General features: G+C 72.8%; 9 protein-coding genes. All 9 read right to left on the reverse strand.

Annotation, left to right across the window (positions count from 1 at the left end):
- Nucleotides 1–79: 79 nt before the first annotated feature.
- From ACWDO5_RS06825 to ACWDO5_RS06865, 9 genes are read right to left on the reverse strand one after another with little or no spacing between them, the layout of a single operon-like run.
- Complete coding sequence (locus tag ACWDO5_RS06825) at nt 80–1,201, reverse strand: alpha/beta fold hydrolase (protein WP_450529016.1); 1,122 nt, start codon at nt 1,199–1,201, stop codon at nt 80–82.
- On the reverse strand, nt 1,198–2,442 hold the full coding sequence (locus tag ACWDO5_RS06830) for an FAD-dependent oxidoreductase (protein WP_450529018.1): 1,245 nt from the start codon (nt 2,440–2,442) through the stop codon (nt 1,198–1,200). Before ACWDO5_RS06830 ends, ACWDO5_RS06825 begins: the two co-directional genes overlap by 4 nt.
- A complete protein-coding gene (locus tag ACWDO5_RS06835; RefSeq protein WP_450529020.1) occupies nt 2,439–3,305 on the reverse strand; it encodes a 4'-phosphopantetheinyl transferase family protein in 867 nt (288 codons plus the stop codon). Before ACWDO5_RS06835 ends, ACWDO5_RS06830 begins: the two co-directional genes overlap by 4 nt.
- Nucleotides 3,202–4,053, reverse strand: coding sequence for a 2-oxo acid dehydrogenase subunit E2 (locus tag ACWDO5_RS06840; protein ID WP_450529022.1), 852 nt, complete (start codon nt 4,051–4,053; stop codon nt 3,202–3,204). The genes ACWDO5_RS06835 and ACWDO5_RS06840 overlap by 104 nt, the downstream gene beginning before the upstream one ends.
- On the reverse strand, nt 4,050–4,277 hold the full coding sequence (locus ACWDO5_RS06845; protein ID WP_450529024.1) for a phosphopantetheine-binding protein: 228 nt from the start codon (nt 4,275–4,277) through the stop codon (nt 4,050–4,052). The genes ACWDO5_RS06840 and ACWDO5_RS06845 overlap by 4 nt, the downstream gene beginning before the upstream one ends.
- The gene (locus ACWDO5_RS06850; RefSeq protein WP_450529025.1) at nt 4,256–6,193 is read right to left on the reverse strand and encodes an HAD-IIIC family phosphatase; all 1,938 of its coding nucleotides are present in this window, start codon (nt 6,191–6,193) and stop codon (nt 4,256–4,258) included. The genes ACWDO5_RS06845 and ACWDO5_RS06850 overlap by 22 nt, the downstream gene beginning before the upstream one ends.
- Nucleotides 6,190–7,245: a 3-oxoacyl-ACP synthase III family protein gene (locus ACWDO5_RS06855; RefSeq protein ID WP_450529027.1), complete on the reverse strand. Its 1,056-nt coding sequence runs from the start codon at nt 7,243–7,245 to the stop codon at nt 6,190–6,192. The genes ACWDO5_RS06850 and ACWDO5_RS06855 overlap by 4 nt, the downstream gene beginning before the upstream one ends.
- Complete coding sequence (locus tag ACWDO5_RS06860) at nt 7,242–10,145, reverse strand: type I polyketide synthase (RefSeq protein WP_450529029.1); 2,904 nt, start codon at nt 10,143–10,145, stop codon at nt 7,242–7,244. The genes ACWDO5_RS06855 and ACWDO5_RS06860 overlap by 4 nt, the downstream gene beginning before the upstream one ends.
- Nucleotides 10,146–10,147: 2 nt before the next feature.
- The gene (locus tag ACWDO5_RS06865) at nt 10,148–10,477 is read right to left on the reverse strand and encodes an acyl carrier protein (RefSeq protein WP_450529031.1); all 330 of its coding nucleotides are present in this window, start codon (nt 10,475–10,477) and stop codon (nt 10,148–10,150) included.
- Between the last annotated feature and the right edge of the window lie 4 nt (nt 10,478–10,481).

The following is a 10,481-nucleotide window of genomic DNA, read 5'->3' on the forward strand; positions in this document are numbered from 1 at the left end:
GCCGTACCAGCCCCGTCGGCGTTTGAGGCGCGGGGTTCGGGGCGGAGCCCCGACAAGGGCCTGAAGGTTCCGCGTGCGCTCATGCCGTCAGCCGTCCTCTCCTGCTCAGCAGTCGCTGTACGCCGCCGACCGCGCCGAGCGCCGCCCTTGGCAGGGGACGCGCGCCCACCGTGCGCAACGCCGCGCGCAGCAGGGCGACGCGGACCCGGCCGAGCTGGGCGGGCGCGCCGTGTTCGTCGTCAAGGAGCAGTACGTCCCGCCGGGCCGTGCGGTCGCGCAGCAGCTCGGCCGTCTCGGTGAGCGGCACGATGTCGTCGCGCAGGGCGGCCGCGTATGTCACCGGAATGTCCAGCCGCCCCAACTCGTCCTCGGACAGCGCCCATTCGCGTACGGCGTCGAAGACATCGCCCGGCGCGCAGCCGATGAGGTGCGCAAGCGTGAGCACCGTGGTCTGCGGGACGCGGCGCTGCCAGTCCCGGTCCAGGAAGAAGTGGCGCAGCGGCGCGCCCACCGTGGCCACCCCGCCCACGCGCTCATCGACCAGGGCCGTGCGCAGTGCCAGATGGCCGCCGAAGCTCAGCGCGATCGCGTAGGTACGCCGTACGTCGGCCCGGTCGGCGACCGTGTCGAGCAGGGCAGTGAGCATGCGGTGGCTGTCCGCGCGGTACGGCAGGGTGTTCTCGCCGACGCCGGGCATCTCGGTGACCGCAAGGGCCACGCCGAGGGCGTCGGCACGCGCCAGGATCGGGGCCCACTGTTCCTTGACGCTGACGATGCCGCCCATGACGACGATCAGCGGACGCGGCTGTGCCGCCGAGAGTCCGGCCGTCCAGCAGGCGAACCGGCCCTCGGGCAGGGCGATGTCGATGCGGTCGAGGCCGGCTCGCGCCCGGCGCCACTGGTCGAAGGACTGGACGCAGAGCAGCTGCGCGCGGCGGCGGACGACATCGTCCACCGCCGCGTACGGGAAGCGGGCGAGGCCGTAGTGGCGGCAGGCCTCCAGCTGTCGGCCGCGTCCAGCGAGCCGGTCGCCGGCGCGGCTCCAGACGGCGGGCCAGGAGTCGTGGCTGCCCCCGTGCGCGGTGGCCACCTTCTCCAGCAGCTCGCGGCAGCGTGCGGGGGCGAGTCCCTGTGCGCGGGCGTGCAGCAGCACATAACGGCGCAGCTCCGGGAGTTCGGGTCCGGGCGGTGTGCCGTTCATGTCCGCTGCTCCGTCCTGGTGGGCCGTGCGCCGGGGTCGGTCTGCCGGCCGGGGAAGTAGGCGGGGGCGAGCACCCTGCGCTGGAGTGCGGGGCTGGCGTTCAGTGCGCGATAGACAGTGCGCCGCAGGGCCACGGCCGGCGGTGCGGAGAGGCTGAACATCCGCTCCTGGCGCAGTTGCAGCCCCCGGGAGCGGCGCACCGCGCCCTCCCTGTCCCGCTGGAAGGCGAGCACGGCGGCGGCGAGCGCGGCCCCGCGTCCGCTGCGGGGCGTATCGAGCGCGCGGGCGAGCAGCGGGGCGAGGGCGACCGCGTCGGCCAGGGCGTGGTTGACGCCCTGGCCGAGGATGGGCGAGAGGGTGTGCGCGGCGTCGCCGAGCAGGACGACTCCGGGGGCCGACCAGCGCCGCACGTCGGTGGTGAAGATGTCGAGCAGATGGGTGTCGGACCAGCCGCGGATGCCCTCGGCCGCTTCCCGCTCCAGCTCGGGGGCGAGCTCCGCGAGCCGGGCGTGCAGCTGTCCGATGCCGCCCGAACGCAGCTCGCGCAGCCCGCCCTTGGGGATGTTGAGGCCGACCCGCAGGGTGCCGTCGGTGCTGGGCAGGAAGAGCCCGTGGCGGCCCGCGCTGATCCTCACCCGGTAGGTCCGCCGGTCCCAGGCGGCCGGGAACGGCAGCTTCAGCCAGATCACGTCACGCTCCAGCGGAGTGCGCGCGGCGACGAGGCCGGACATCCGGCGTACGGCGCTGTACCTGCCGTCCGCGCCGACCGTCACATCGGCCCGTATCTCCACCATCCCGTCAGGGGTCTTGGCGAGCACTCCGCGTACCGCGCCGCCGTCCCGCAGCAGCCCGACAGCACAGGCGGGTTCGAGTACGGTGCAGCCGCCGCGCTCTTCGGCCGCGTCGGCCAGCGCCGACAGCAGCACCGGCTGGGCCAGCTCGACCGGGTGGCGGTAGGCGTACGGGAAGGTCTCGAAGCGTACGTCGAGTACCCGGGAGCCGCCGTCGGCGATCTCGAGACGGTGCACTTGGTGGGTGTGTCGGCGCACCCGGTCCAGTACGTCGAGTCCGGCGAGCAGCCGCACTCCGTCGGGCGACACCGACTCGCCGCGGAAAGCACGCGCTCCGCCCCTGCGCTGTTCCAGCAGGACCACCTGCCGGCCCAGGCGCACCAGCGCGAGGGCGAGCGCGCGGCCGCCGGGCCCGCCGCCCACCACACAGACCTCTGTCGTGATCGTCATGTCGGTGCCTCGTCCGGCCCGGTGTTCGCCAGCGCCTCCATGAGGCCGGCGTCGAGCATGGTGGACGCGGCGGTGTCGCTGGTGTCACCGAAGCCCGCGTCGAACAGGGCCACGCTCACCGTGTACCGGCGGTCCACCAAGCAGGTGTGGAAGGTCCATTCGTCGCCGGTGCCGCGCGACCCGTCCGGTCTCAGGACCTGCACCTTGCGCTCCTGCGGCCCGAAGCCGAACTCCGTGAAGCGGAACCGCATGCCCTGACCGATCGCCTTGCTGTAAGCCTCCTTCAGCGTCCACAGACGCACCAGCGCGCCGTTGCGCCGCTCGTCGGCGATCTGCGCGAGGGCCTCGCGCTCGTGCGGCGTACACACCTGGTTCTCGGTGCCGAGTCCGAGCATCGGCCGGTCTCTGAGTTCGGCGTCCACGCCGATCCAGCCGCGGCGGGTCAGCCCGACCAGGAGCAGTGTCTCGGTGTGGCTGAGGCTGATGTCGATCTGGTCGAGGCCGCGCAGATACGGGCGTCCGCCCGGCTTGTAGGCGAGCTCGACGGACTGCGGGGATGCCTCGATGATCGCGCAGGCGACATGTTTGAGCAGCAGCCTGGACGCCACGAAACGGGATCGGATCTGATAGTGCGTCATGGCGGCGAAACGGGCGTAGTCGCGGCCGAGCAGCGGGCGCAGTTCGGGCGCGTCCAGGTCGGCGGGCAGCCAGTCGTCGAGTTGGGCGTGGACGACCACGCTGCCGTACTCCCGTACCGCGTCACGGACCTGCTCCCAGGGGCCCTCGGGGCCGGTCACCCGCACGGGTCGGGCGAATCCCTGCTCCGTCGCGGGGTTCGTCACGGGTCCCGGAAAGATCACCATGCCAGCCCTCCAGCCGCTTCACCACTCCGTCGAGTACGTCCGCCGCGGCAGCTCCGTCGAGCACTCTGTGGTCGAAGGTCAGTCCCAGGCGCATGACCGGCGCTGCCACGATCCGGCCCTCGCGCACCACGGCCCGGTCGGCCACCCGCCCCGCGCAGAAGGTGATTGCCGTGCCGCCGTAGGAGTGGAAGACATCGACAGCGCGGTGCCCGAGCGAGCTCACCGCGAAGGTCCCGAGCCGCTGAGCCCTGGTGGCCGGACTGCGTACTCCGAGCCGGAACGCCAACTGCCCGACGGGCGGCGGCAGCTGATTGAGCAGCCGCACCGCCGCGGCGCCTGGCAGGTCGTACGGGTCGCTCTCGCGGCACAGGTCCACCAAATCCTGGATCTCCGTAAGGGCCGCCACGTCGATGCGCGGCAGCACGGCGGTGAGCACAACGCGCTCGCCGCCCTCGGTCCTGCGGTCGAGTGCGAGCTTGGCCGCGACATCCGGCAGCGGCGCGGTGCGCGGCCACAGCACGCCGCGCGCCATCGCGCGGGCCTCGGGGTGCCGGGCGACGATCCGTCCGGCGGCGTACAGCAGATAGCTCACCACCGAGTACCGCCGGCCCGCCGCGTGCCCGGCGGCCCGGTGCTCCTCGACGCGGGTCATGTCGACGTCGGCGCCCAGGTGGACGGGGGCGGCGGCCCGCGCCCAGCTGAGGAAGTAGCGCGTATGGCGCCTGGCCCGGTCCCCGGACACGGTCATGTCCCCACCGCTGCGGTCCAGATCTCGCTGAGGCTGCGAGCCTGAAGCATCTCGGCGACCGGGACCGGCCTGCCCAGCTCCTGTTCGATCAGGGTGACCAGGCGCAGTAGATGGACCGAGTCCCAGCAGGGCAGCTCGGCCAGTTCGCGTCCGGCGTCCGCCGGTTCCAGGTCGGTGCCCAGGTGTTCGTTGGCGAGTGAGATCAGATCGACGACGGTGTGCATGACTCCACCTCCTGTGCCCGGTCGTGCGCGAGGCGCAGCCTCAGCCGCACATGGGAAGGGACGGGCGGAAGTTGCTCCAGCGCGTGCCGGTAGCAAATCGCGCAACCGGTCTGAGATGTCGTCTCGAAGCCGTGTGCCGGACAGAACGCGCGCTGCGCCTCGTTGGCCGCGCCCTGCCGCCACAGCGCGTGCACGGCGGGCAGTCCGGCGTCCCGGGCGGCGTACAGCAGCCCGGCCAGTACTGCGTCCTCGATGCCGCGGCCCAGCACCCGGCAGCTGACGACCATGTTCTCCAGATGCAGTCCGGCGCCGTCGATGCGGGCGAAGACCGCGCCGACCACTCCGTCGTCGCCGAAGCGGTCGGCGGCGCGCACGGCGAGTACGAGCGCCTCCGGGGCCTCGGCGAGGCACTGGATCTGTGCCGCAGTCAGCCGCGTCCCGGTGAGGTTGAAGCGGTTGGTGCGCAGGCTCAACTGGGCGATTCTGGCGGTCTCATGGCTTTGAGCGGGGCCGACGTCGACCTCGATGCCGAGGTCGCGCAGGAAGCTCTGGTAGTCCTTCGCGTCCGCCCGGCGCCGGTCGCGCTGTTCGCGTTCCCGGTAGCGCGCGGCCCGGCCGCGGTCCTCCTCGGTGACCGACGGCACGTCGAACCAGCCGTCGACCAGCAGGCGTTCGCCGTGGAGAGCGGGCTCGCCGTCCAGGGGTACGACGGCGGCCCCCGGCGCTCCCGCCCGTACGACCTCCCGCTCGAAGGCGCTGTCGTCGGCGAAGACGACGGCCGACGGCGAGATGCCCAGACCGGCCGCGATCTTGTGGACGCCCTCGGCCTTGGAGCCCCAGTCGGCGACGATGGAGACGAAGTCGTCGGTGCTCAGCGGCCAGTCCGGGTGGGCGGCCAGGGCCCGGGCGACCGGCTCCGGGTCGTTCTTGCTGCACACCGCGAGCAGCACGCCCTGCGAGGCGAGCTGCTCGACGGTCCGCCGGAAGCCCGCGAACGCGCCCGCGCGCAGCGAGTCGGCGGCGCGCACCCGCTCGGGCCCATCCTCGGCGAGTATGCCGTCCCACAGGGTGCCGTCGAGGTCGAGGACCAGGCACTTCTTGGCGTCGCCGCGCTGCGCCCTGGCGAGGTGGGCGGCCTCGCGGGCGTATCCGGCCAGCAGCCCGGCGGTGCAGTGCGCATCGGCGTACGCGCCCAGACGCGGATCGTCGGCGCGCACCCCCGACGCGGTCAGCGGCTCCAGGTCGAGTACGGCCAGGCCCGCCGCCGGATCGGACATCCGTAGCAGGTCGGCGTTGAACTCCCGCCAGATCGCGCCCAGTTCGGCCCGCTGCGCGAGTCCGGTCAGCTGGTGGGTGAAGCGCCGCAGCAGCGGCACGGTGTTCAGTACGAAGGTGGACCCCTCGGGGGCGTGTGCGGCGTGGGTGCCGGCGAGTTCGGCCAGCAGCAGCCGCTGCCGTTCCGCTTCGAGGGCCACGCCGTAGGGCTGCCAGGGTGGTCGCACCCGGTCCCAGACAGTCAGCGGGTCCAGGACACACAGGGTGAGGTCCGGCCGGTGTGCGTACACGGCGGATGCCGGGTCGGCGAGGTCCTGGACATAGCCGCCGCTGCCCGCCGCGTACGGGATCAGCAGCAGGCCGTGCCGGGCGAGCTGGGCGGTGAGCGCAGGCACGAGTCCGGCGGTGGTGGAGCGCCCGGTCACCGCGACGCGCACGGCCGGGGTTCCGGGGTGGGCGGTGAGCACATCGGCAGGGCTCAGCCGGGCGAGCAGCCGTCCCGCGTGATCGAGGGCGTCGTCGTCGGGTGCGTCGTCGTCGAGCCGGGCGAGCAGCGCGGGGACTTGAGGGTACGCGTGGGCCAGCCGGCCCGCTTCGTGGAGGGCACGCAACTCCTGCTGTGCTTCGCCTCGCGCGCTCATTCCGTCGCCTCCACTGCGAAGCCGGCCTTGATCCATTTGCTGGACTCGATCGCGATGCCGAGGGCCCGCCCGCCTGCCCCCAGCCGCGGCAGGAGCCGCTCCAGCTGGAAGAAGACCAGCGCGTTTCCGTTGTTTCCGGTGTCCGCGACACAGGAGACCTCCTCCCACTCGAGGCCCTGCCGCAGACCCCTCGTGATGCGCTCGGTCATCCTGCCGCTGAGCTGTGGCGGAAGGACATGGCCGAGGGTCGCGGCGGGCCAGCCCAGGGTGTCGAGCAGGGTGTCGAGGACCTCCTGGGACATGACGGGGACCGTGGTCTCGACGGCCTTGTAGTCCTCCGTCACGGCAGGCAGGTCCGTATGGCGGTCGGCCAGTCCGAACCACTCGACGCGCTGTCCCGGCGCGCGGCCGAGGCCGCTGACCCAGTGGTCGGCCCGGGTCAGCACGGCCCGGGAGGTACCCGGTTCACGGCTGAGGGCGACAGCTCCCGCGCCGTCGCCGAACAGGACGTAGTTGACGAGCTGGGAGAGCGGCAACTCCCGGAAGTCCTGGTGCAGATCGAGGTGTTTGCTGCAGACGTCGCCGCCGATCACCAGGCCCACCGGCCTTCCGCCGCTCGGCCCGCACGCGATCAGGGCCGAGGCGAGCGCCAGCGCCTGCACCGCGCCCGTGCAGCCGGACTGGAGCTGGTAGACGGGCACTTGGTCGATGCCGAGCCGGTCGGCGACCAGCGTGGCCGTCGTCGGCATCAGTGCGTCCGGGGTCGCGGTGGCCAGCACGACGAAGGCCACGTCGTCGGGGTCCGCCCCGGCGTCGGCCAGCGCCCGGTCGGCGGCGTCGGTGCACAGGTCCTCCAGGGTCCAGCGGACGGTGCCGCCGTCGAGGTCGCGTGCGAAGTGCCGGGTCCTGGTGCCGATGAACGTCTCCACCCACTCCGCGGCGATGCCGAGCCGCCGCGCCAGCGCGGTGTTGTCGACCGGCTCGCCGGGCAGGGCGGTGCCGATCCCTGCCAGCCGGACGGGCCCGACGCGGCCGCTTGCGGGCCAGGTCATGGTGCCACCGCCGCGTTGAGCTGCTCGCTCAGATAGCCGATCAGGGACTCGACGCTGACCAGGCTGGGGAGCATCTGAGGCATGGACAGTTCACCGATCTCCGGGAACCGCTCCTCCAGCCGGTACTTGAGCTCCATCAGCATCACGGAGTCGAAGCCGAGATCGTCGTAGAAGCGCAGGCCGTCGTCGAGTTCGTCGTGGCGGCCGCCCCTGACCGTGGCGACGGCCTCACGCACCCCCTGGCGCACCCGGTCGGGATCGGGCCCGGTGGCGGGCGCGCCCGCCGGCCGGGCGTCGGGGGCGGGGACGGTCAGCTGCTGGTGCCAGGACCGCCACTCGGTGGAGAAGGCATGGGCAGGCATCCGCACGGCCCGCTTCTCGGCGTCCGGGTAGAAGGTGTCCCAGGCGGGGTCGAGTCCGTCCTGGTGCAGCCGGGCGAGGAGTTCGCCGACCTCCCGCGGCCCGGAGTCCTCGCCCCGGCAGACGCCGAGGGCGGGGATGTCGCGGGCGGCACCGATCCGCCGGAGCAGATTGCTGAGCACCGGCCCCGGCCCGATCTCGACGACATGGGTGGGCGGCCGGCCGCACAGTGAGGTGACGGCGTCTTCGAATCGTACGGTCGCCGAGACGTGTTCCGTCCAGTAGGCGGCGTCCAGTTCCTCGCCGGGCGCGAGGAGTCTGCCGCGTACCGTCGAGTGGAAGGGGAGCCGCGGCCGCCCGCCCGGGATGCGTGAGGCGACCCGTTCGAAGCGGCCCAGCATGGGCGTCATCAGCGGCGAGTGAAAGGCGTGCGAGACCTTGAGCGGGGTGCAGGCCAGGCCGCGCTCCTCAAGCCGGGCCCGGATTCGGCCGAGGGCTGAGAGGTCGCCGGAGAGCACGGTCGCCCCGGGCCCGTTGAGCGCGCCGATGCCGACGGTGGGCTCGTCCGCGACCAGGGCGGCGGCCTCCGCGGGGCGGGCCCTGGTGGCCAGCATCCCGCCGCCTTCGGGCAGTTGCTGCATAAAGGCGCCGCGTACGGCGACGAGCCTGGCCGCGTCCGCGAGGTCCAGCGCCTCGGCGACGACGGCGGCCGCGAACTCGCCGATGCTGTGCCCGATGACCGCGGCGGGCCGCACCCCGAGTTCCATCAGGGTGCGGGCCAGGGCGTACTCCACGGCGAACAGGGCGGGCTGGGTGGTGCCGGTCCGGTGGATGACCGGGTCCCCGGCGAGGATCGCCTCGTGGACGGGGGTGACGGTGTACGGCTGCAGTGCCTTGGACGCCTCTTCCAGGAAGGTCCGGTAGACGCTCGAGCCTTCGTAGAGTCCGGCGGTCATCCTCGGGTACTGGGCGCCCTGTCCGGTGAACGCGAAGGCAAGGACCGGTTCTTCGGCGGCCTCGGCGTACTCGGTCTCCAGCTCGGCCCCGGCGAACAGCCGCGATGCGAGTTCCTCGGTGCTGTCGGCCGCGGTGGCGAAGCGGTAGGGCAGGGCGGCCCGGGACCGGTTGCTGGTCCAGCACAGCCGGGCGAGCTCCTCGCCGGTGCGGCCCGCGACGTCGACGGCCTGGATGCGCAGATTGCGGCGCAGCGCGCGGGGGGTGTCGGCGGACAACGTGAAGACCCCTGCGCACGGGCCGGATTCGGCGGCCGGTGCGGCGCTCCGCGGTGCGGTTTCGAGCACCACATGGGCATTGGTACCGCCCATGCCGAAGCTGGAGACTCCCGCGCGGCAGCCGTCGGCGGGCAGTTCGAGCGGCTCGGTGATCAGCTCCATGGAGCGGCGGGCCAGACCGAGCCGCGGGTTCTCCTCGCCGTACGCGGGGCTGCGCGGCACTACGCCGTGCCGCAGCGACAGTACGGTCTTGATCAGGCCGGCCATTCCGGCCGCGCCCTCGGTGTGGCCGATGGCGCCCTTGACCGCGCCGATCGCCAGGGGCCATTTCCGTACGCCCTGGGTGTCACGGAACACGTCGCCGAGCGAGAGCACTTCGATCTGGTCGCCGAGCGGGGTGCCGGTGCCGTGGGCCTCGATGAAGCGGATGTCCTGGGGGGCGACCCCAGCCCGGCGGCAGGCGGTGGCGATCACCTCGCGCTGGGAGGCGCGGTGCGGGGCCATGATGCCGTTGCTGCGGCCGTCCTGGTTGACGGCGCTGCCGAGGATCACCGCGTGGACGGGATCGCCGTCGCGCACCGCGTCCTCCAGCAGCCGCAGCGCGACCACGCCGACGCCCTCGCCGCGGCCGATGCCGTCCGCCGCGGCGGAGAAGGGTTTGCACCGACCGTCGGGGGCGGCGAGTCCGGCCTGGGCGTAGATCTCGTCGAGCACCGGGCCGACCACGATGTTGACGCCGCCGGCCAGCGCGAGGTCGCACTCCCCGGCACGCAGCGCGGTGCAGGCGAGATGCACGGCGACCAGGGACGAGGAGCACGCGGTGTCCACGGTGAGGCTGGGGCCGCGCAGATCGAGCTGGTAGGAGACACGGTTGGCGAGCATGGAGCGGCCGCTGCCGGTGCCGGTGCGCGGGGTGACCCCGTTGGGCGCGGCAATGCTGAGCCGCATCCAGTCGTCGGACATGCAGCCCACATAGGTGCCCACCGAGCCGCCGGCGAGCCGGGTCGGGGACATTCCGGCGTCCTCGATGGCCCGCCAGGAGCATTCGAGGAGCAGCCTCTGCTGCGGGTCCATCGCACTCGCCTCGGCGGTGGGGACAGCGAAGAAGGACCGGTCGAAGGCGTCGGCGTCGGAGAGGAAGCCGCCCGGCACGGCGGACGGGCCGCGCGAGGCGGGGCGTTCACCGATCGCGTTCGCCCCGCTCATCAGCAGCTGCCAGTACGCGTCCGGCCCGGGCGCACCCGGGAATCTGCAGTCCAGACCCACCACCGCGACCGGGTGCCGGGACGGGCCCGATGGACGGCCCATGGTCATACCTCCCGATGCTCGCCGCCGGCCTTGGTGAACTCTTCGGCGAGGTGGTGGGCCAGATCGTCGGCCGTGGGGTGGTCCCAGGCGACGGTCGGTTCGAGGAACAGGCCGAACTCCTCCTCGATGTCTCCGTAGAGGCTGAGCGCCGCCACCGAGTCCAGGCCGTACTCCGCGAAGGGGGTGTGCGCGCCGATCTCGTCGGCGGGGCGCTGGAGATACTCGCTGAGCCGGTTGACCAGCCAGTGCCGGAAGTCGCGTTCGTCGAACTCGGCCACAGGCTTGGTCGGCCAGGGGCCCGGGGTGTCCGGCCCGGTGGGATGCAGCACCATCTGA

The organism is Streptomyces sp. NPDC000880 (assembly GCF_053599675.1).

Bases quoted from the DNA above. Each gene is read 5' to 3' on its own strand.
- ACWDO5_RS06825 (WP_450529016.1), bottom strand. From the start codon at position 1,201: ATGAACGGCACACCGCCCGGACCCGAACTCCCGGAGCTGCGCCGTTAT.
- ACWDO5_RS06830 (WP_450529018.1), bottom strand. From the start codon at position 2,442: ATGACGATCACGACAGAGGTCTGTGTGGTGGGCGGCGGGCCCGGCGGC.
- ACWDO5_RS06835 (WP_450529020.1), bottom strand. From the start codon at position 3,305: ATGGTGATCTTTCCGGGACCCGTGACGAACCCCGCGACGGAGCAGGGA.
- ACWDO5_RS06840 (WP_450529022.1), bottom strand. From the start codon at position 4,053: ATGACCGTGTCCGGGGACCGGGCCAGGCGCCATACGCGCTACTTCCTC.
- ACWDO5_RS06845 (WP_450529024.1), bottom strand. From the start codon at position 4,277: ATGCACACCGTCGTCGATCTGATCTCACTCGCCAACGAACACCTGGGC.
- ACWDO5_RS06850 (WP_450529025.1), bottom strand. From the start codon at position 6,193: ATGAGCGCGCGAGGCGAAGCACAGCAGGAGTTGCGTGCCCTCCACGAA.
- ACWDO5_RS06855 (WP_450529027.1), bottom strand. From the start codon at position 7,245: ATGACCTGGCCCGCAAGCGGCCGCGTCGGGCCCGTCCGGCTGGCAGGG.
- ACWDO5_RS06860 (WP_450529029.1), bottom strand. From the start codon at position 10,145: ATGGGCCGTCCATCGGGCCCGTCCCGGCACCCGGTCGCGGTGGTGGGT.
- ACWDO5_RS06865 (WP_450529031.1), bottom strand. From the start codon at position 10,477: ATGGTGCTGCATCCCACCGGGCCGGACACCCCGGGCCCCTGGCCGACC.